The sequence below is a fragment of the Streptomyces sp. KL109B genome, from assembly GCF_030766935.1.
Classification (GTDB): Bacteria; Actinomycetota; Actinomycetes; order Streptomycetales; family Streptomycetaceae; genus Streptomyces.
In genome coordinates, this window is sequence record NZ_JASERL010000018.1 from 118,656 (window position 1) to 139,629 (window position 20,974).

Sequence of the window (20,974 nt, forward strand, 5' to 3'; positions counted from 1 at the left end):
AGCAGCGGCGTTTGAGCAGCGGGGTTTGGGGCGGAGCCCCAAGGCCTCGGCCCCGGACGGGGCTGCGCTCCCGGGGCGCTGCCCCGGACCCCGCCGCTCAATCGCCGCGGAGGCTTGAACGGGCGGAGGCTCGAATGGGCGGAACCGTCAGTCCTCCGGGGGGAAGACGACCTCGTCCGTAGCGGCCAGCGTGAGCGTGATGGCCTCTACTGGGCAGCCCTCCGCCGCCGCGAGAATCCTCTCGTTCGCGTCGGCCTCCGCCTCCGTCGGATGCGATTGCCTCGCGCTGTCGAGCCGGAACTCGTCCGGCGCGGTGTTCACACACATCGCCGAGCCGATGCACACACTCCGGTCGACCTCGACATGCCAGCGGTCACCCATGGTCAGCTCGCCTCCGGTTCGTAGCCCGCGGGCAGGTGGATCATCTTGTGCTCGAAGTACTCCCCGTACCCCTCGGGCCCGAACTCCCGCCCCAGACCGGAGTTCTTGTAGCCACCGAAGGGCCCGAGCATGTCGAGGCTGAACGTGTTCACGCTGTACGTGCCCGTACGCACCTGCCGCGCGACGTCGACCCCGTGCGCCGTGTCGGCCGTCCATACGCTGCCGCTGAGGCCGTAGTCGGAGTCGTTGGCGATCTTGATGGCCTCGGACTCGTCGCCGTACGGCAGCAGGCAGATCACCGGGCCGAAGATCTCCTCGCGGGCGATACGCATGGAGTTGTCGACGTCGCCGAAGAGCGTCGGCTCGACGTACCAGCCCTGCTCGAAGCCCTTCGGGATCCCGCCGCCCGTGAGGATCTTGGCGCCCTCCTCCTGGCCGATGCGGATGTAGTCGAGGGAGCGCTGCTGCTGGCGCTTGGCGACGAGCGGGCCGACCTCGGTGGTCGGGTCGAGCGGGTCGCCGACCTTCAGCGCACGGGCCGCACCGGCGAAGGCGTCGGCGAACTCGTCGTAGCGCGAACGCGGGACGAGGATGCGGGTCTGCGCGACGCACGCCTGCCCGTTGATCATCCAGGCGAAGGGGACGATGCCGGAGACGGCGGCCTGCGCGTCGGCGTCCTCCAGGACGACCGCCGCGGACTTGCCGCCGAGTTCGAGGGTGACGCGGGTGAGGTTGCGCGAGGCGACCTCCATGACCCGCTTGCCCGCGGGGACCGACCCCGTGAAGGAGACCTTGTCCACCCCCGGGTGCCCGACCAGGTACTCGCTGACCTCGCGGTCGGCGGGAAGGATCGAGAGCACGCCCTCCGGGAGCCCTGCCTCGACGGCCATCTCGGCGAGGAGGTACGCGTCGAGGGGCGTCTCCGGCGAGGTCTTGAGGATCACCGGGTTCCCCGCGAGCAGCGCGGGCGCGAGCTTCGCGGCGGCGGTGAACTGCGGGACGTTCCACGGGACCACGGCCGCGACGACGCCCACCGGCTCGCGGCGTACGAGGAGTTTGCCGAGGGCTCCGTCGCGCGTCTCCTCGTACGTGAAGTCGCGCGCGATGTTGATCGCGGAGTCCCAGACCATCATCGCGGCGAGCGCCTGCACCATGACACTGGAGGTGTAAGGGGTGCCGTTCTCCTGGCTGATGACGCGGGCGATCTCCTCGTGCCGGACCGCGAAGGCGTCCTTGATCTTGGTGATGACCTCGATGCGCTCGTCGAGGCTCATCCGCGGCCAGGGGCCCTCCTCGAAGGCGCGGCGGGCGGCGGCGACGGCGCGGTCGACGTCGGCGGGCGCGGCGTGCGGCACCCGGCCGAAGACCTCGCCGGTGTGCGGCGAGACGACCTCGATGACGTCCTTGCCGAGCGGGTCGGTCAACTCCCCGCCGATGAACAGCTGTCCGTGTTCCACGAGCTCGGTCATGGCTGGCATCCTCACGCACGACAATTCTGACGGTGTTTCAGAACTGATACCAGTTCTAGTTGTGATCCGGAAGGGTTCTGCGGGGTCCCACGGGGCCCCACGGGGTGCCGCAAGGTTCGCTCGGGCGACCATTGAAACGAGTTCTACAAGTTCCCGTACAGTGGCGGAAGTTCGGCTGGATCGGCCGGCTCGGCGGAGGGAGCCCGATGACAGAGGCGGCAGGGACGACAGGGGCGGCGCAGACGGCGCAGGTGACCGATCACCGCGGCGGTGTGCACAGCATCCGCGTGCCGATCCCCGACAACCCGCTCGGCTACACCCTCGTCTACCTGGTCGACACGGACGCGGGCCCCGTCCTCGTCGACACCGGCTGGGACGACCCGACGTCCTGGGACACGCTGACGGCCGGCCTCGCCGCCTGCGGCACGAGCGTCTCCGACCTCACCGGTGTTCTGATCACCCATCACCACCCGGACCACCACGGGCTTTCGGCGAAGGTGCGGGAGGCGTCCGGCGCCTGGATCGCGATGCACGAGGCGGACGCGGCGGTGGTGCGGCGCACGCGCGAGAACAAGCCGGCGCGCTGGTACGCGTACATGGTGCGGAAGCTGGTCGCGGCGGGCGCCCCCGAGGAGCACATCGCCCCGCTCATCGCGGCCCGCGACTCCGGCAAGCCGCGCGAACTCCCCGGCTTCGCCCCGGCGTTGCCCGACCGCACCATCACCCCCGGCGACCTCCTCGACCTGCCGGGCCGCAGGCTGCGCGCGATCTGGACGCCGGGCCACACCCCCGGCCACGTCTGCCTGCACTTGGAGGAGGACCACCCGGCGGGCCTCTCCGGCCACGGCCGCCTCTTCTCCGGCGACCACGTGCTGCCCGGTATCACTCCGCACATCGGCCTGTACGAGGACCCGGACGACGCCACCGTGACGGACCCGCTCGGCGACTACCTCGACTCCCTCGAACGCGTGGGCCGCCTCGACCCCGCCGAGGTCCTCCCGGCCCACCAGCACCCCTTCGCCGACACCCCCGCCCGGGTCCGCGACCTCCTCACCCACCACGAGGCCCGCCTCACCGACCTCCTCACCCTCCTCTCCACCCCGCTCACCCCCTGGCAGCTCGCCGAACGCATGGAGTGGAACCGCCCCTGGGCCCAAATCCCCTACGGCTCCCGGACCATCGCGGTCTCCGAAGCGGAAGCCCACCTCCGCCACCTGGAGAAATCAGGCCGCGCAGAACAGCTCCCGGGCACCACCCCAGCCACCTACCAGGCAACCAATCCAAGCCCCTCCAACGACTGACCCCATCAAGCCCCTCCGGCGCTTGAGGCGCGGGGCCCGGGGCAGCGCCCCGCAACCGCAACACCAGTGCGGCAATTCAAGCCCCTCCGGCGATTGAGGAGCGGGGCCCGGGGCAGCGCCCCGCAACCGCAACACCAGTGCGGCAATTCAAGCCCCTCCGGCGATTGAGGAGCGGGGCCCGGGGCAGCGCCCCGCGACCGCAACACCGGTACCGCGAAACGGGACTCACGCCTCCGGAGGATCTTTGCCGCGCCCTGATGGAAGAGCCGCCCACACGGGCGTATCTTCAGGCCCCAAGAGCTCGCACGAGCTGGAACGACAAGGGGGCGCCCGCCGATGACGCCGGACGAGGCTGTGGTCGGCCGTACGGGGAAGCTGGTCGTCGGCACACGTGGGGCCGACGGTCCGGGTGAGGTGTTGGTGCAGGTCAGGGGCGGAACCGAGACCTTTCTCGCGTACTCCGACGAGCCCCTGGCACGGGGCGCCACCGTGCTCGTGATCGAATCCCGCGGCTACCGCCAGGTCGTGGTCATGGCCTGGTCCGACCCTCTGCTCTCCTCCGGCGAAGAAGGCGGCGACGCCCGCTAAGGAGACGTACAGGCATGTTCGGATATCGCGTTCCCGCACCCGACGAGGCGATGCTGATCTCGGGCGGCAGGCGGGGACTTGGGGGAGCGCCGTTCCGCGTCGTCACCGGGCACGGGAAGTTCGTGCTCCCTGTACTGCGCAAGACCCGCTTCCTGTCGCTCGCGATGAGCGAGGCGGAGGTCGTCGAGAAGTGCGTGACCCGGCAGGGCATCGCCCTCACCGTGCGCGCGGTCATCGCGTTCAAGGTCGGCAACGACCACGAGTCGATCGTCAACGCCGGTCAGCGCTTCCTCTCCGACCAGGACCAGATGTCGGTCCTGACCGGCCGGATCTTCGCCGGTCACCTGCGCTCGATCATCGGCTCGATGACGGTCGAGGAGATCGTGACCGAGCGTCAGAAGCTCGCCACGGAGGTCCTCGACACGTCGAAGGCCGAGATGGCGAAGATCGGCCTGCACGTGGACTCGCTGCAGATCCAGTCCATCGACGACGGCCAGACCGGTTACATCGAGGCGATGTCCCGCCCGCACAAGGCCGCCATCCAACGGCAGGCCCAGATCGCCCAGGCGCAGGCCACGCAGGCCTCGGCGGAGGCCGAGCAGGCGGCGACCCGCAAGCAGGCCGAGTACGCGCGACAGACCGCGATCGTGCAGGCCGAGTACAACGCCGAGGTCGACCGCGCCAAGGCGCAGGCCGATCAGGCGGGTCCGCTGGCGCTCGCCCACGCCCAGCAGGAAGTCCTGGCGGCCCAGACCGAACTGGCCCTGAAACAGGCCGATCTGCGCGAGAAGCAGCTCATCGCCGAGGTCGTCAAGCCCGCCCAGGCCGACGCGGAACGCATCCGCGTGCTCGCCCTCGCCGAGGCCGAGCGCATGAAGATCCAGGCGGAGGCCGCGGCCTCCTACGACCGCGTCGCCCTCGACCGCATGCTCATCGACCAGCTCCCCCAGATCGTGAAGGAGGCCTCCGCCGGCCTCTCCGGCGCGAACGTCAACGTCCTCAACGGCGCGGACGGCCTCGGCGAGATCGCGGCGGGCCTGGTCGGCCAGGGCCTCACCATCCTGGACTCGGTCCGCAAGAACCTCGGCGGCGAGGACGGAGACGGCGGCGTCAGCTCCGCGATCGAACGCTATGTGGCCGCTCCGCGCGGGGGCGGGGACGACGGCCCGGTCAACATCGGCTGATCAAGCCCCTCCGGCGATTGCGGAGCGGGGTCCGGGGCAGAGCCCCGGGCCGCAACCACGTCGCCGGGTACAGTAAGGAGGTCGTCAGTACGTACGTACGAGGGGAAGCCGGTGCAAACCCGGCGCTGACCCGCAACCGTGACAGCCGGAATGCCTCATACGTACGCGCTCGGCTCAGGACCGTCGAGGAATACGGAGCCGGAGCCGCCCGGCACCCCCGTGTGCCGTGGCCGCCCCGCTCCCCACAGGGAGAGGCACCCGCGCCACCATGAACATTCGCCGCAGCGCCGCGCTCGTCGCCGCGACCGTCGCGATCGGCGCCGTGAGCGCGCAGACCGCGTTCGCGGACGGTGCCTCCCCCAAGCCTTCTCCGAAGGTGGTCGTCCCCTCCGGCCTCTACGGCAAGGGCGACCCCACGTACGACGGCGTCTGGCGCCAGTCCCTCGCCTTCGTGGCGCAGGACACCGTGGGCGTGAAGCCGTCCGCGAAAGCCGTCGACTGGCTGGCGGGCCAGCAGTGCGAGAACGGCGGCTTCGCCGCGTTCCGCGCCGAACCGGGCAAGGCCTGCGACAAGAAGGCGAAGATCGACAGCAACAGCACCGCCGCCGCAGTCCAGGCCCTCGCCGCCGTCGGCGGCCGGGACGGCGAGGTCGCCAAGGGCGTCGACTGGCTGAAGAAGAACCAGAACGGGGACGGCGGCTGGGGCTACAGCCCCGGCATGGCCAGCGACGCGAACTCCACGTCCGTCGCCATCGGCGCGCTCGCCGAGGCCGGCGAGAAGCCCGCCGAGGTGAAGTCGGGACCGGGCAACTCGGGCACCGACGCCCTCGCCGACCTCGCCCTGCCCTGCTCGAAGGGCAAGGACGGCGGCGCCCTCGCCTACCAGCCGGACAAGAAGGGCAAGCTCGAAGCGAACGCCGACGCCACCGCCGCCGGAGTGCTCGGCGCCCTCGGCACGGGCTTCGCCCCGGACAAGGGCACGGCCCCGGACTCGTACACCTGCGAGGACGGCAAGGGTGCGGACTCCGTGGCCCACAACGCCGCCGTCTACCTCCAGAACCAGCTCCAGCCCCGCCTGTACCTGAAGTCCCAGCTGGCAGGCGCCGCCGACCAGCCCGACTACGGCAACACCGCCGACGCGATCGCCGCCGTCGCCGCGGCGGAGGGCACCAAGTACACGAAGGACCCGTACACCTGGCTGGAGAAGAACGCCAAGGACTGGGCCGCGCAGACCGGCCCCGCCGCCTACGCCGAGCTGATCTTCGCCGCGCACGCGACCGGCAACGACCCGCGCGACTTCGGCGGCACGGACCTCGTCGCCGCCCTGAACAAGACGGGCCCGGACCCCGCCTCCACCAAGGCGTCCGCCTCCGACGAGAAGAAGGACGACGGCGGTGACGGCCCCAACTGGTGGATCATCGGCGTGATGTTCATCGCGGCCGTGGGCGCGGGCTTCCTGTTCAGCGGCCGCAAGAAGCAGCAGCCGTGACGGCCCGCAGGCCCGCCGGGCTCGCGCTCGGCCTGTTGGTCGCACTGGTCTCGACGGTCTCGACTGTCTCGCTGCTCGCCGTCAGCGTCGCCCCGGCGCAGGCCGCCGGCTACCGCTACTGGTCGTTCTGGGAGCACGACGGCTCCCGGAACGCATGGACGTACGCGACCTCGGGCCCCTCCCAGACCAAGCCGTCCGACGGCGACGTCCAGGGCTTCCGGTTCGCGGTGAGCGAGGACTCGAAGGACGCCAAGCAGCCGCGCGGCGCCGCCGACTTCGACGCCGTCTGCTCCGATACGTCCGCCAAGAGCGGTCAGAAGCGGATCGCGCTCGTCATCGACCCCGGCACGGCCGCCGACGCCCCGTCGGGCGAGACCCCGCCGAAGCCGCGCACCGCGTGCGCCCAGGTCGACGAGGACGCGACGAGCGCCGACGCGCTCGCCTCCGTCGCCAAGCCGCTGCGCTACGACAGCAGCGCGATGCTGTGCGCGATCTCCGGCTATCCGAAGTCGGGCTGCGGCGAACAGGTGTCGTCGTCCAATCCCTCGAAGCCGGCCTCACAGGACTCCGGCTCGGACTCGGCTTCGGACTCGGACTCGGACTCGGACTCGGACTCCGGCGGCGGCCCCTCCGTCGGCCTCATCGCCGGTGTCGCCGTGGTCGCCGTGCTCGGTGTCGCGGCGGTCGTGCAGGCGCGCCGCCGCCGCGGCTGACCCCGTGTCCGCTCGTACGCTGGCCGCCCCTCGGGCCCACCGCTCCAACTCCCTGCACCCGGGCGCCTGGTGGGTCTGGGCGCTCGGCCTCGGCACGGCCGCGTCCCGCACCACGAACCCGCTGCTGCTCGCGCTGCTGATCGGCGTCGCCGGGTACGTGGTGGCGGCGCGCCGCACCGAGGCGCCGTGGGCGCGTTCGTACGGGGCGTTCGTGAAGCTGGCGTTGGCCGTGCTCGGCATCCGCCTGGTCTTCGCGACGCTCCTCGGCTCGGCGATCCCCGGCACCCACCTCCTGGTCACGCTCCCCGAAGTCCCGCTCCCGGACTGGGCGCAGGGGGTCCGCATCGGCGGCCCGGTGACGCTGGAAGGCCTGATCTTCGCCCTCTACGACGGCCTGAAGCTGGCCACCCTCCTCATCTGCGTCGGCGCCGCCAACGCCCTCGCTTCCCCGTCCCGGCTCCTCAAGTCGCTTCCTGGCGCGCTGTACGAGGCCGGGGTCGCGGTCGTCGTCGCGATGACGTTCGCCCCGAACCTGGTCGCGGACGTCCGCAGGCTGCGCGCGGCGCGCCGCCTTCGCGGCCGCCCGGACAGCGGTCTGCGGGGCCTCCTCCAGGTCGGACTCCCGGTCCTGGAGGGCGCGTTGGAACGCTCGGTCGCACTCGCCGCGGCCATGGACGCACGCGGCTACGGCCGCACCGCCGAGGTGCCGCCCGCCGTCCGCAGAACCACGGCGGCGCTCACGCTGGGCGGCCTGGTCGGCGTGTGCGCGGGAACGTACGGACTGCTCGCCTCCTCGGGTTCGGGATACGGCCTGCCGGTGCTGCTCGCGGGGGTCGCGGCGGCCCTCGGCGGCCTCTGGCTCGGCGGCCGCCGCACGGTCCGCACCCGCTACCGCCCCGACGTGTGGGGCGTACGGGCCTGGCTGGTGGCGGCGTCCGGGGCGACGGCGGCGGCGCTCATGATCTGGACCGGCGCCCACGACCCGGCGGCGCTCCAGCCCCCGGTCGTCCCCCTCTCGGCCCCGACCCTTCCGCTGTGGCCTGCGGCGGGCATCCTCCTCGGCCTGCTCCCGGCCTTCATCGCACCCGTTCCCGACAAGCCGACGGAGGCGTCGTCGTCATGATCCGCTTCGAGGACGTCTCCGTGACGTACGACGGCGCGCCGTCCCCCACCGTCCACGGCATCCACCTCCACGTACCCGAGGGCGAGTTGGTCCTGCTGGCCGGCCCGTCCGGCGTCGGCAAATCAACACTCCTCGGAGCGGTGAGCGGGCTCGTCCCGCACTTCACCGGGGGCACGCTGGCCGGGCGCGTCACGGTGGCGGGCCGCGACACCCGCACCCACAAGCCGCGCGAACTCGCCGATGTCGTCGGCACGGTGGGCCAGGACCCGCTCGCCCACTTCGTGACGGACACGGTGGAGGACGAACTCGCGTACGGCATGGAGTCCCTGGGCCTGAGCCCCCAGGTCATGCGCCGCCGCGTCGAGGAAACCCTCGACCTCCTCGGCCTCGCCGACCTCCGGAACCGCCCCATCTCCACCCTCTCCGGCGGCCAGCAACAACGCGTCGCGATCGGCTCCGTCCTCACCCCGCACCCCCAGGTCCTCGTCCTCGACGAACCGACATCGGCCCTCGACCCGGCCGCCGCGGAAGAGGTCCTCTCCGTCCTCCAACGCCTGGTCCACGACCTCGGCACCACCGTCCTCATGGCCGAACACCGCCTGGAACGCGTCATCCAGTACGCGGACCAGGTGGCACTGCTGCCGGGCGCGTCCGAACCGCTCCTGGTGGGCCCCCCTTCCGAGATCATGGCCGTCTCCCCGGTCTACCCCCCAGTGGTGGGCCTGGGCCGCTTGGCAGGCTGGGACCCACTCCCCCTGACGGTGCGAAACGCCCGCCGAGCGGCCTCCACCTTGAGACAACAACTGGCCAATCAAGCCCCGGCCGAGCGTCCCGCTCCTCATGCCCCTGCGACGGTTCCGCCCAATCAAGCCCCTGCGGCGATTGAGCAGCGGGGCCCGGGGCGGAGCCCCGCGACCGCAACACCTCTAGCCGAAACAAGAAACCTGGGCGTCCGCAGAGGCCGCATCGAGGCCCTCCGCCACATCACCCTCACGGTCACGACCGGCGAGGTCCTCGCCCTCATGGGCCGCAACGGCGCCGGCAAATCCACCCTCCTCTCCACCCTCGTCGGCCTCATCAAGCCCACCTCCGGCACCGCCAAGGTCGGCGAAGCCACCCCCCACAAGACCACCCCCGCCGACCTCATCCGCAAGGTCGGCCTCGTCCCCCAGGAACCCCGCGACCTCCTCTGCGCGGACACGGTCGCCGCCGAATGCGCGGCGGCCGACAAGGACGCGTCCGCCACCCCCGGCACCTGCCGCGCCCTCCTCACCGACCTCCTCCCCGGCATCGCCGACGACACCCACCCCCGCGACCTCTCCGAGGGACAGCGCCTCACCCTCGCCCTCGCGATCGTCCTGACCGCGGCCCCGCCGCTGCTCCTCCTCGACGAGCCGACCCGCGGCCTCGACTACGCCGCGAAGTCCCGCCTGGTCACGATCCTGCGCGGACTCGCATCCCGCGGCCACGCCATCGTCATGGCGACGCACGACGTGGAACTGGCGGCCGAGCTGACGCACCGCGTGGCGATCCTCGCCGAGGGCGAGATCGTCGCGGACGGCCCCACCCCGGACATCGTCACGTCGTCCCCGTCCTTCGCCCCGCAGGTCGCGAAGATCCTGGCGCCGCAGCGCTGGCTCACGGTCTCCGAAGTCCAGGCGGCCCTGTCATGACGGCACCCGCACCGATGACGCCACCCCACACGGGCCGCGCGAACCCCGTCCGCCTCGGCCCCCGCTCCATCGCCGCGCTGCTCCTGGTCAGCGCGGTCGGCGTGGTCGGCATCGGCTGGCCCCTGATCACAGGGCCCGGCTCCGAGGTGAACGCGCACGCGCAGGACGCGCCCTGGCTCTTCGCCGCGCTGCTCGTCCTCCTCGTGGCGGTGGTCGCCGCCACGATCTCGGAGTCCGGCATGGGCCCGAAGGCGGTGGCGATGCTCGGCGTGCTCGCGGCGGCCGGGGCGGCGCTGCGCCCGATCGGTGCGGGCACGGCCGGCATCGAGCCGATGTTCTTCCTTATGGTGCTGAGCGGCCGGGTCCTCGGCCCCGGCTTCGGCTTCGTACTCGGCTCGCTCAGCATGTTCGCCTCGGCGCTGCTGACCGGGGGCGTGGGGCCGTGGATGCCGTTCCAGATGCTGTCGATGGGCTGGTTCACGATGGGCGCGGGGCTGCTGCCGGGGCCGCACGCCCTGCGCGGCCGGGCCGAACGGCTCATGCTCGCCGCGTACGGCTTCCTCGCCGCGTTCGCGTACGGCACGATCATGAACCTCGCGGGCTGGCCGTTCATGAACGCGCTGGCCTCCTCCGTGGCGTACCAGCCGGACGCCGCGCTGCACGAGAACCTGGCCCGCTTCCTCGCCTACTGCACGGCGACCTCGCTCGGCTGGGACCTGGGGCGTGCCGCGCTCACGGTCGTCCTGACGCTGGTCGTCGGCGGCGCCGTCCTCAAGGCGCTGCGCCGGGCGACGCGGCGGGCCGCCTTCGAGGCGCAGGTCACATTCGACGGCCGGCGGGCGTGAAGCCCCCCACATGACCCACGTCACGTACTAACCGGGACCGTAGTCCCGCACCTCCCCCTCCCCGACCCTCACAACGGACATTTAACCCATTCCTTACACAGTCTGACTTCCCTTAGTAAATGCACACATTGCTTTCGCCCTGCCCGGCCTGTTTCTGTGGAGCAACCGCACGGCACCACGCCCTGCACCCCCTGCCCCCCACGGAAGGTTTCCGTTTTGTCCGCCACGCTCCTGCGCCGCATCGCCACTCCGAAGAAGGCCATCGCCGGCGTCACCCTCGCCGCCGCCACAACCGGCTTCCTCTTCGCTTCGGCCCCGGCCCAGGCCGCGTCGACGTCGGGCTCGGCGAAGGCCATCGCCCAGCAGAAGATCTCGAACTCGGCCCAGTTCAGCTGCTTCGACAAGATCGTGTCCCACGAGAGCGGCTGGAACCCGAACGCGACGAACGCGTCCACCGGTGCGTACGGCCTGGTGCAGGCGCTGCCCGCCAACAAGATGGCGTCCGCCGGCTCCGACTGGAAGTCGAACCCGGCCACGCAGATCGAGTGGGGCGTCAAGTACATGAACGACCGCTACGGCAGCGCGTGCGGCGCGTGGGACCACTGGCAGGCCAACGGCTGGTACTAAACCGCCTCCGGCGCCCGACCGGTCTCCGGTTCCGCCCCATTTCCAGCCCCTGCGGTGCGGGTGGGTAGATCAAGCCCCTGCGGCGATTGAGCAGCGGGGTCCGGGGCCGAGGCCTTGGGGCTCCGCCCCAAACCCCGCTGCCCAAACCCCGCTGCTCAAACGCCGCAGAGGCTGAAAAGATCGGGGCGCTGCCCCGGACCCCGCCGCTCAATCGCCGCGGAGGCTTGATCGGCAAGGGTCACGCCCTACAACCGCTGGATGATCGTCCCGGTCGACAGCGCCCCGCCCGCGCACATCGTGATGAGCGCGAACTCCTTGTCCCTGCGCTCGAGTTCGTGCAACGCAGTCGTGATCAACCGCGCCCCCGTGGCGCCCACCGGGTGGCCAAGGGCAATCGCACCACCGTTGACGTTGACCTTCTCCAGGTCCTGCTCGAAGACCTGCGCCCAGCTCAACACCACGGAGGCGAACGCCTCGTTGATCTCGACGACGTCGATGTCCTTCAGCGACATGCCCGCCTTACCGAGCACCGCCCGCGTCGCATCGACCGGCCCGTCGAGGTGGTAGTGCGGGTCCGCCCCGACCAACGCCTGCGCCACGATCCGCGCCCTCGGCTTCAGCTTCAGCGCCCGCGCCATCCGCTTCGACGCCCACATGATCGCGGACGCCCCGTCGGAGATCTGCGAGGAGTTGCCCGCCGTGTGCACGGCGGTCGGCATGACCGGCTTGAGCCCGGCGAGGCCCTCCATGGTCGTGTCGCGCAGACCCTCGTCGCGGTCGACCAGCCGCCACATGCCCTGCCCCGCCGCCTGCTCCGCCTCCGTCGTGGGCACCTGCACCGCGAAGGTCTCCCGCTTGAAGCGCTCCTCCGCCCAGGCGGTGGCGGCCCGCTCCTGGGATATCAGGCCCAGCGAGTCGACGTTCTCCCGGCTCAACTCCCGCTTGCGCGCGATGCGTTCGGCGGCCTCGAACTGGTTCGGCAGATCCACGTTCCACTCGTCCGGGAACGGCTTACCGGGCCCGTGCTTCGACCCCGACCCCAGCGGCACCCGTGACATCGCCTCGACGCCACAGCTGATGCCCACGTCGATCACACCCGCCGCGATCATGTTCGCGGTCATGTGCGAGGCCTGCTGCGAGGACCCGCACTGGCAGTCGACCGTCGTCGCGGCCGTCTCGTACGGCAGGCCCATCGTGAGCCACGCCGTACGCGCCGGGTTCATGGACTGCTCGCCCGCGTGCGTGACCGTACCGCCGACGATCTGCTCGACGCAGTCCGGCTGAATGCCGGTGCGGCCGAGGAGTTCGCGGTACGTCTCGCCCAGCAGATAGGCGGGATGAAGGTTGGCCAGCGCGCCGCCGCGCTTGCCGATCGGGGTGCGTACGGCTTCGACGATGACGGGCTCGGCTGCCATGACCTACGTCCTCTCCAGGATTCCCGGACCAGCACGATCAGAACTGGACAGACTCCCCCGGCATGCGAGGCGCGCACGAAACTAGAACGCGTACCAGTTCTGCTTGCAGTCTCAGGGCCATTACCCCCGGTACGCAAGGGGCGTGCACGCACATCGCACCGAACCAACACGGACGCGGGCCTTGCTACTTCTAGAACCCGTTATTACCTTCCAAGCCATAACTGACGGCTCGTCAGACCGCTCGTGAGACCACCACGGGAGTGACCCCATGCCGTGCCCCGCGCTGCCCGACGGGTTCGACTTCACCGATCCCGACCTCCTCCAACACCGCATACCGCACCCGGAGTTCGCCGAACTCCGGCAGGCCGAACCGGTCCGCTGGATCGAGCAGGAGACCGGCATTTCCGGCTTCGACGACTCCGGTTACTGGGCCGTGACCCGCCACGCGGACGTCAAATACGTCTCCACGCACCCGGAGCTCTACTCGTCCAACACCAACACCGCCGTGATCCGCTTCAATTCGTCGATCGAGCGCGACCAGATCGACGTACAGAAGATGATCATGCTCAACATGGACCCGCCCGAGCACACGCGCGTGCGCCAGATCGTGCAGCGCGGGTTCACGCCGCGCGCCATCCGGTCCCTGGAGGAGAAGCTCAGGAACCGGGCCCGCGACATCGTCGCCAAGGCGGTCCAACAGGCGGGCCCGGGCGGCTCGTTCGACTTCGTCACGAATGTCGCCGTGGAGCTGCCGCTGCAGGCCATCGCCGAGCTCATCGGCATCGAGCAGAAGGACCGCGCCAAGGTCTTCGACTGGTCCAACAAGATGGTGGCGTACGACGACCCGGAGTACGCGATCACCGAGGAGATCGGCGCCGAGGCCGCCATGGAGATCGTCGGCTACGCGATGAACCTCGCGGCCGACCGCAAGAAGTGTCCGGCCCAGGACATCGTGACCCAGCTGGTCGCGGCCGAGGACGACGGCAATCTCTCCTCCGACGAGTTCGGCTTCTTCGTGATCCTGCTCGCCGTCGCGGGCAACGAGACGACCCGCAACGCCATCACCCACGGCATGCACGCCTTCCTCACCCACCCCGACCAGTGGGAGCTCTACAAGCGGGAGCGGCCGAGCACCACCGCCGAGGAGATCGTGCGCTGGGCGACCCCCGTCGTCTCCTTCCAGCGGACCGCCACCCAGGACACCGAGCTGGGCGGCCGGAAGATCAAGGCGGGCGACCGGGTCGGGCTCTTCTACTCCTCCGCCAATCACGACCCGGAGGTCTTCGAGAACCCGGACACCTTCGACATCACCCGCGACCCGAACCCGCACCTCGGCTTCGGCGGCGGCGGACCGCACTTCTGCCTCGGCAAGTCCCTCGCGATCCTGGAGATCGACCTGATCTTCAACGCGCTCGCCGACGCCGTGCCCGACCTGCGCCTCGCGGGCGACCCCCGCCGGCTGCGCGCGGCCTGGCTGAACGGCGTCAAGGAACTTCAGGTCGCCCCGGCGTAGCAGGCACGCAGCAGGCACGCAGCAGGCACACGGAACGGTGGCCTCCTCTCGGCCTTGATGCCAGGATGAGGCCTTTGTGGCCCGAGAGTACGTTCGAGAACAGAACCAACACGGCGTTTCCCAGGGCGACTTGGGTGACCAGAAGGGCCCCCGGCGCGACCGGGGGCCCGCCCCGTGGGTCGCCCGGTGGGGCGTCTGCCTCGGCCCCGCGCTGCTCTCGCTCGGCCTCGGACTGTGGGGGCTGACCCGCCACGACAGCATGTGGCGCGACGAGTCCGTCACGTACCAGATGGCGCACCGCGACGCCGGTGACATCTGGCGGACGGCCGGGCACATCGACGCCGTGCACGGGGCGTACTACGGCCTTATGCGCCTGGTGTTCTCCGGCTGGGAGGGCGGCCTCGTCGCGCTGCGGCTGCCGTCGGTGCTCGCGACGGCCGTGGCCGCGGGGCTCGTCGCGCTGCTCGCCACCCGGATGTGCGGGCCGCGCGCCGGACTGCTCGCCGGGGCCGCCTTCGCGCTCACCCCACTCGTGCGGTTCTACGCGCAGGAGGGCCGGTCGTACGCGATCGTGTGCGCCTGCGTCGTGGCGGCGACGTACGCGTATGTGCGGGCGGTTCAAGGTGGTGGGGCGCGCTGGTGGGTGGCGTACGGCGGGCTGCTCGTGGGGGCGGTCGTGCTGCACGAGTTCGCCGTGCTCGTGCTGATGGCGCACGGAGTGTCGCTGTGGCTCGGTGGTGTCGGGTACGCGCGCGTGGCCTGGGGGCGGTGCGTGGCGGGGGTGTTGCTTGTCGTGGCGCCGCTTGCGGTGCTCAGTGCGCGTCAATCGGGGGCGCAATTGGTGTGGTTGGGGCGGCCGAGCGGCGCGGAGTGGGCGGTCCACGTGGGTGCCTGCGGGGCCGGGGTGCTGCTGTTCCGGCTCGCGGGCGGGCGGCGGCGGGAGTTCTCGGCGGTGGCGGTGGCGCTGCCGCTGCTCGCGGTGCCGGGTGGGCTCCTGCTGGTCGTCTCGCTGGTGAAGCCGTATTACGTCGATCGGTATGTGCTGTACGGGTGGGTGGGGCTCGCCCTGTTGATCGGCGCCGGTGCGGACCGGCTCATCGGGGCGGTGCCGGCGGTGCGCAGGGACGCCGCGCGGGATCTGGCGGCGCTCGCCGTGGTCGCCGCGATCGGGGCCGTGCCGTGGCTCGGTTCGCCCCCGGCGCGCTCCCCGGAGAGCCGGCTCGACGACGTCGTCGCGATATCCCGCGCCGTACGCGAGGTGGCACGCCCCGGCGACGCCGTCCTCTACTTACCCGCGCGGCGCCGCGAATGGGCCATGTCCTACCCCCGCCAGTACGGGGCGCTGCGGGACGTCGCCCTCGCCCGCACCCCCGTCGCGTCCGGCACCTTGCAGGGCGAGGAGGCGTCGGCCGCGCGGATCCGGCGGGCCCTGGAGCGGGAGCCGCGGGTGGTGGCGCTCATGGACCCGGCGGGGCAGCCGCTCGACGCGGTGGACCGGGAGGCCGTGAAGCGGTCCGTCCTACGCGACCGCTTCCAACGCTGCCGCGTCCTGGCGGTCCACGGGGCGCGCGTCGCGCTCTACGCCCGCCCCGGCCACTGCCCGCCTCACCGCTCCGGAACGCTCCCCCGCGACCCCCACCTGCCCTGACCCGCACCTTCCGCCTCCCCCACCGGCGCCGGCCGCGCCGCCACCACCGACCGCGGCCCCGACAACAGATACGTGAGCCCGAACCCGGCCCCCACCACCACCGCCCCGCCCACCGCGTCAAGCACCCAGTGGTTCCCCGTCGCCACGATCGCGGACACGGTGCACAGCGGGTGGACGAGGCCGAGCGCCTTCATCCACCACTTCGGGGCGAGCAGCACGATGACGACGCCGCACCACAGGGACCAGCCGAAGTGCAGCGAGGGCATCGCCGCGTACTGGTTGGTGACTGCGGTGAGCGTCCCGTAGTCCGGCTTCGAGAAGTCCTGCACGCCGTGGACCGTGTCGATGAAGCCGAGCGTCGGCATCAGCCGTGGCGGCGCGAGCGGGTACAGCCAGAAGCCGACGAGGGCGAGGACGGTGGCGAAGCCGAGTGAGGCGCGGGCCCAGCGGTAGTCCGCGGGGCGACGCACGTAGAGGACGGCGAGGACGGCCAGCGGCACCACAAAGTGAAAGGACGTGTAGTAGAAGTCGAAGAAATCGCGCAGCCATCCCACCGGGACCACCGCATGGTTCGCCCAGTGCTCGATGTCGATGTGCAGGAACCGCTCGACCGCGTGCACCTGCGCCCCGTGCTCCTCCGCGCGCGGCCTGCCGCCGCGCGCGACGAGCCTGACCTGCTGGTACGCGGAGTAGCCGACGCGGATGAGGAGCAGTTCGAGCAGCAGGTTCGGGCGGGCGAGCGCGCGCCGCCACACCGGCAGCAGCGGCACCCACGACCAGCGGGCGGGGACGGGGTCCGGGTAGACCGTGGGCAGCGCCGAGCGGTAGGCCGGGTCGGAGCGCTTGAGGAAGGGGACGGCGCAGGCCGCGGCGAGGACGGCGAGCAGGATGAGGTTGTCCCGTACCGGTGCGAGAACGGGCAGGTTCGGCAGCACCGCCTTCGTCGGCAGCGTCATCACGAGGACGACGGCGATCGGCCACACCGGCCGGTCGGCCGCCTTGGCGCCCACCCGGCCGACGACCGCGAGCAGCACCCACAGCAACTGGTGCTGCCAGGTCGTCGGGGACACCGCGACCGCGACGCAGCCGGTGATCGCGACGGCGAGCAGCAGTTGCCCGTCGCGCGCGTACGCGATGGAGCGGCGCAGCCCGAGTGCGGCGACGGCGGCGCCGAGGAGGAGGAACAGGGCGATCTCCAGGGGCCCTTCGAGGCCGAGGCGCAGCAGCATGCCGTGCAGCGACTGGTTGGCGGTCGCCGCCGGGTCGGAGGCGAGGCCGGTGCCCGCCAGGTGGTGCACCCAGTACGTGAAGGAGTCGTGCGGCATCGCGAGCCAGGCGACCGCGGTGCCCGCGGCGAAGGTGACGCCCGTCGCGGCGGCGGCGCGTCTGCGGCCGGTGAACCAGAGGAGCGGCGCGAACAGCAGCACGGTCGGCTGGAGCGCGGCGGCGACTCCGACGAGGACGCCGGAGGCGGTCTGCCCGCGCACCGCGAAGCAGCCGAGCAGGACGAGGAGGACGGGCAGGATGCTGGTCTGGCCGAGGGTGAAGGTGTTGCGGACCGGCAGCGACAGCATGAGCAGGCTGATCGCGACGGGCGCCGCCAGCAGCGACGTACGGCGGGAGACGGGTGGTGGCAGGGCGCGCGCGGCGACCACGCCGAGCGCGACGACGAGGGCCAGCGAGCCGAACGTCCAGCCCCAGCCGAGGGCCTGCTCGGCGGCGCGCGCCAACGGTTTGAGGACGAGCCCGGCGAACGGGGTGCCGGTGAACCGGTCCGGCGCGTCGTACAGGGAGCCGCTGACGTGCAGCACCCCTTCGGGCCCGATCCATGTCTCCAGGTCGGTGAGCCGCTCCCCCGGAGGGGCGCTCAGCACCACCATGAGTTGACGCGCGCCGAGCACGGCCGCGATCAGCCACAGTCCGGCGAGCAGGACGCCGAGCCGTCCCGTCACCGAATCCGCGGGGCCCGGCGCTCCTCCTCGATGCTGCGCATTCGCCACGCCTTTCGGACCTCCCGCCCAACCCGGCCGGTTACCAGACATTCACCCGCACTCCCTATGAGACGCAGGCAACCGCGCCATCACCTGGCTGTCCACCGGGATTTGACCGAATGACAGTGTCTTCGGCCACTTCGTCCCGACCTTCACCGGCCCGGTTCCGCGACATAGATCACAAAGATTTGCATCAGCACCGTGCGAAGACTTCGACGTTTCCCCAGGCCGGAGGCGGTTTCCTCGCTGAACGCAGTTAACTGAACACTACCCGTTACGGGTGCGGGCGCCCCTATGGTCGATGCGTCGGGCCGTTCCGCGTGGACGGCCCTTCCCCTTGTCCCCCACGAAAGGAAGGCGAAGGACCCGTGTCCAGCGCCACTTCCATCGCCCCCAGTACCGGCCGGTCCGCCGCACTCGCGAAGGACCGCAGCTCAGCCGAGCCGACCACCACCGACCCCGCGCTGGTCAAGCGCGCGGTCAAGGCGGCGGCCCTCGGAAACGCGATGGAGTGGTTCGACTTCGGCGTCTACGGCTACATGACCGCGACGCTGGGGCACGTCTTCTTCCCCTCGGCGTCCAGCACCGCGCAGGTCCTGTCGACGCTCGGCACCTTCGCCGCCGCCTTCCTCGTGCGCCCCATCGGCGGCGCCTTCTTCGGCCCGCTCGGCGACCGCATCGGCCGTCAGCGCGTCCTCGCCATCACCATGATCATGATGTCGGCGGGCACCTTCGCGATCGGCCTGATCCCGTCGCACGCCTCCATCGGCATCTGGGCCCCCGTGCTGCTGATCGTGGCCCGCATGGTGCAGGGCTTCTCGGCCGGCGGTGAGTACGGCGGCGCCTGCACGTTCATCGCCGAGTACGCGCCGGACAAGCGCCGCGGCTTCTTCGGCTCGTTCCTTGAGCTCGGCACGAACGCCGGTTACGTCGCCGGTGCCGCGCTCGCGACGGCGCTCACCACGTCGCTCGCCACCGACGCCCTGTACGACTGGGGCTGGCGCATCCCGTTCCTCGTCGCGGGCCCGATCGGCCTGGTCGGCCTGTACGTCCGGATGAAGCTGGAGGAGACCCCGGCGTTCAAGAAGCTGGCCGAGGAGGCCGAGGCCAAGGAGAAGTCCGCTCCGAAGCCGAAGCTCCGCGAGATGTTCGTCGGCAACGCCAAGCCCATGTTCCTGTGCATCGCGCTGGTCCTGGTCTTCAACGTCACCGACTACATGCTGCTGTCGTACATGCCGACGTTCCTCAGCGAGCAGCTGCACTACGACGCCACGCACGGCACGATCATCCTCATCTGCGTGATGCTGCTGATGATGGCCGTCCAGCTCCCGGCGGGCCTCGCCAACGACCGCTTCGGCCACCGCTGGGTGATCGGCACCGCCTGCGCCGGCTTCGTGCTCCTTTCCGTCCCGGCCATGCTGCTGATCCAGGCGGGCTCCACGTGGGCGATCGCGCTCGGCCTCGCCGCGCTCGGCCTGCTGCTCGTCGGCTTCACGTCGTCGATGCCGTCGACGCTGCCCGCGCTGTTCGACACGAAGGTCCGCTACGGCTCGCTCGCCGTCAGCTTCAACCTCTCCGTCTCGCTGTTCGGTGGTACGACGCCGCTGGTCGTCGCCTCCCTCATCGCGGCCACGGGCAACCTCATGATCCCCGCGTACTACATGATGGCCGCGGCCGTCATCGGTGCCATCGCGGTGTGGCGCATGAAGGAGTCCTCGGGCAGGCCGCTGCCGGGCTCGCCGCCCGCCGTGTAGCGACACCCGTACGCGAGGTGTGGGCAACACCCGTACGCAAGTGATCAGGGCCGGAGCGAAACGCAGGACGTATCGCTCCGGCCCTGCTTACGCTGACGGCCATGACGACTGACCCCGAAGAACGTCAACCGGCCGCCGTCGACGCCTATCTCTCCGGCCTCCTCGCCCCCGCCGACGAGACCCTCGCCGCGGCGCTCGACGACAGCGCGGCGGCGGGCCTGCCCGGCATCAACGTCTCGGCGACGCACGGGAAACTGCTCCACCTCATCGCCCGCATCCAGGGCGCGCGGCGCGTCCTGGAGATCGGCACGCTCGGCGGCTACAGCACGATCTGGCTGGCCCGCGCGCTCCCCGCAGACGGCTCGCTGATCACCCTGGAGTACAGCGACCGGCACGCCGAGGTGGCCCGCGCCAACATCACCCGCGCGGGCCTGGACAAGGTCGTCGAGGTACGGGTGGGCGCCGCGCTCGACTCGCTGCCGGGCCTTGCCGACGAGGGCGCCGACTTCGACCTGGTCTTCATCGACGCGGACAAGGTCAACAACCCGCGCTACGTGGAGTGGGCGCTGCGCATGACGCACCCCGGCAGCGTGCTCGTCGTCGACAACGTGGTGCGCGACGGCCGCGTCACCGACGCCGACTCCACCGCGGGCGACGTCGTCGGCACCCGCGCCGCCCTCCAACTCCTCGCGGACCACCCGAGGCTCGACGCGACGGCGATCCAGACGGTGGGCGCGAAGGGCCACGACGGCTTCGCGGTGGCCTACGTGAGTTCGTGACCTGCGTGACCTGCGTGACCTGCGTGACCTGCGTGGCTTACGTGAGTTCGTGACAGAAGCCGACGTGCACGCTGCGCGGCCCGCCCCTGTCGGCCACGAGCACCTCGCCGGACGAGCCGCGCGGCAACGCCACCACACCTCCGTACGCGACGGGCCGCCCCGTCGTCCCCGGCTTGTGCTCCCCGAACCGCACCCGCACCTCGGAGGCCGGATCGTCCTGCGAGCCGCGCAGCCAGAACACGCTCCACGCGCCGTCGGGCCCGCACCGGAACTCCAGGTGCACCCGCGACACGAACAGCCAGTCCTGCGGAATCACGAGCCGGCACACGCTCGCGTCACGCCCGACCCGCAGCACCGCCCCGGGCTCGCTCCCGGCCTCGGCCATGCTCATCGCGGCCGTCTCCCCCGTGTCGCCACCGGCCGTGACGGCCATGGTCAGTTCGAGCACCCCGCCCCCCAGCGTTCGCGCCTCGCGCCCTCG

Annotated in this window: 18 protein-coding genes and 1 riboswitch; of the genes, 13 read left to right on the forward strand and 5 right to left on the reverse strand. The window is 71.3% G+C overall.

Translation table 11 applies throughout. The features are described from left to right. Positions 1–147: 147 nt before the first annotated feature. Both RBJ65_RS40250 and RBJ65_RS40255 read right to left on the reverse strand, forming a co-directional pair. Complete coding sequence (locus RBJ65_RS40250; protein ID WP_306320845.1) at positions 148–381, reverse strand: ferredoxin; 234 nt, start codon at positions 379–381, stop codon at positions 148–150. 2 nt (positions 382–383) lie between these two features. Beyond that, positions 384–1,850: an aldehyde dehydrogenase gene (locus tag RBJ65_RS40255; protein WP_306320844.1), complete on the reverse strand. Its 1,467-nt coding sequence runs from the start codon at positions 1,848–1,850 to the stop codon at positions 384–386. A 206-nt stretch (positions 1,851–2,056) separates the two neighbouring features. Between RBJ65_RS40255 and RBJ65_RS40260 the strand changes: the two genes are divergently transcribed. The 9 genes from RBJ65_RS40260 (at position 2,057) to RBJ65_RS40300 (ending at position 11,393) form a co-directional block, all read left to right on the forward strand. Next, positions 2,057–3,151 carry an MBL fold metallo-hydrolase gene (locus tag RBJ65_RS40260; protein ID WP_306320843.1) on the forward strand — a complete coding sequence of 365 codons (1,095 nt, stop codon included), beginning with the start codon at positions 2,057–2,059 and terminating at the stop codon, positions 3,149–3,151. Positions 3,152–3,487: 336 nt separating this feature from the next. Then, positions 3,488–3,739 carry a hypothetical protein gene (locus tag RBJ65_RS40265; protein ID WP_306320842.1) on the forward strand — a complete coding sequence of 84 codons (252 nt, stop codon included), beginning with the start codon at positions 3,488–3,490 and terminating at the stop codon, positions 3,737–3,739. Between the two features lie 14 nt (positions 3,740–3,753). Further along, a complete protein-coding gene (locus tag RBJ65_RS40270; protein WP_306320841.1) occupies positions 3,754–4,923 on the forward strand; it encodes a flotillin family protein in 1,170 nt (389 codons plus the stop codon). Between the two features lie 102 nt (positions 4,924–5,025). Next, positions 5,026–5,078: riboswitch (cobalamin riboswitch) on the forward strand. Positions 5,079–5,191: 113 nt separating this feature from the next. Next, positions 5,192–6,412 carry a prenyltransferase/squalene oxidase repeat-containing protein gene (locus RBJ65_RS40275; protein WP_306320840.1) on the forward strand — a complete coding sequence of 407 codons (1,221 nt, stop codon included), beginning with the start codon at positions 5,192–5,194 and terminating at the stop codon, positions 6,410–6,412. Next, complete coding sequence (locus RBJ65_RS40280) at positions 6,409–7,125, forward strand: SCO2322 family protein (RefSeq protein ID WP_306320839.1); 717 nt, start codon at positions 6,409–6,411, stop codon at positions 7,123–7,125. The genes RBJ65_RS40275 and RBJ65_RS40280 overlap by 4 nt, the downstream gene beginning before the upstream one ends. Positions 7,126–7,129: 4 nt before the next feature. Further along, a complete protein-coding gene (locus RBJ65_RS40285; RefSeq protein ID WP_306320838.1) occupies positions 7,130–8,248 on the forward strand; it encodes an energy-coupling factor transporter transmembrane component T in 1,119 nt (372 codons plus the stop codon). After that, positions 8,245–9,921 (forward strand): ABC transporter ATP-binding protein, encoded by a 1,677-nt coding sequence (locus tag RBJ65_RS40290; RefSeq protein WP_306320837.1) that lies wholly within the window; start codon positions 8,245–8,247, stop codon positions 9,919–9,921. Before RBJ65_RS40285 ends, RBJ65_RS40290 begins: the two co-directional genes overlap by 4 nt. Then, entirely contained in the window at positions 9,918–10,766 is an 849-nt protein-coding gene (locus RBJ65_RS40295) for an ECF transporter S component (protein WP_372341345.1), read from the forward strand. The genes RBJ65_RS40290 and RBJ65_RS40295 overlap by 4 nt, the downstream gene beginning before the upstream one ends. 216 nt (positions 10,767–10,982) lie before the next feature. Continuing rightward, positions 10,983–11,393: a transglycosylase SLT domain-containing protein gene (locus RBJ65_RS40300; protein ID WP_306320836.1), complete on the forward strand. Its 411-nt coding sequence runs from the start codon at positions 10,983–10,985 to the stop codon at positions 11,391–11,393. Positions 11,394–11,638: 245 nt separating this feature from the next. Here RBJ65_RS40300 and RBJ65_RS40305 read toward each other — a convergent pair whose 3' ends face one another. Then, positions 11,639–12,808, reverse strand: coding sequence for a steroid 3-ketoacyl-CoA thiolase (locus RBJ65_RS40305; protein ID WP_306320835.1), 1,170 nt, complete (start codon positions 12,806–12,808; stop codon positions 11,639–11,641). Positions 12,809–13,076: 268 nt separating this feature from the next. On the opposite strand from RBJ65_RS40305, the gene RBJ65_RS40310 reads away from it, so the two are divergent. Both RBJ65_RS40310 and RBJ65_RS40315 read left to right on the forward strand, forming a co-directional pair. After that, complete coding sequence (locus RBJ65_RS40310) at positions 13,077–14,321, forward strand: cytochrome P450 (RefSeq protein WP_306320834.1); 1,245 nt, start codon at positions 13,077–13,079, stop codon at positions 14,319–14,321. A gap of 130 nt (positions 14,322–14,451) precedes the next feature. Continuing rightward, on the forward strand, positions 14,452–15,969 hold the full coding sequence (locus tag RBJ65_RS40315) for a glycosyltransferase family 39 protein (RefSeq protein ID WP_306320833.1): 1,518 nt from the start codon (positions 14,452–14,454) through the stop codon (positions 15,967–15,969). Here RBJ65_RS40315 and RBJ65_RS40320 read toward each other — a convergent pair. Continuing rightward, positions 15,927–17,969 carry a bifunctional glycosyltransferase 87/phosphatase PAP2 family protein gene (locus RBJ65_RS40320; protein WP_372341344.1) on the reverse strand — a complete coding sequence of 681 codons (2,043 nt, stop codon included), beginning with the start codon at positions 17,967–17,969 and terminating at the stop codon, positions 15,927–15,929. The genes RBJ65_RS40315 and RBJ65_RS40320 overlap by 43 nt on opposite strands. A 359-nt stretch (positions 17,970–18,328) precedes the next feature. Here RBJ65_RS40320 and RBJ65_RS40325 point away from each other — a divergent pair, with 359 nt between their 5' ends. Continuing rightward, on the forward strand, positions 18,329–19,714 hold the full coding sequence (locus RBJ65_RS40325; protein ID WP_306320832.1) for an MFS transporter: 1,386 nt from the start codon (positions 18,329–18,331) through the stop codon (positions 19,712–19,714). A 101-nt stretch (positions 19,715–19,815) separates the two neighbouring features. Next, positions 19,816–20,493 (forward strand): O-methyltransferase, encoded by a 678-nt coding sequence (locus tag RBJ65_RS40330; RefSeq protein WP_306320831.1) that lies wholly within the window; start codon positions 19,816–19,818, stop codon positions 20,491–20,493. Positions 20,494–20,530: 37 nt separating this feature from the next. Here RBJ65_RS40330 and RBJ65_RS40335 read toward each other — a convergent pair whose 3' ends face one another. Next, positions 20,531–20,941, reverse strand: coding sequence for an FHA domain-containing protein (locus RBJ65_RS40335; protein ID WP_306320830.1), 411 nt, complete (start codon positions 20,939–20,941; stop codon positions 20,531–20,533). Between the last annotated feature and the right edge of the window lie 33 nt (positions 20,942–20,974).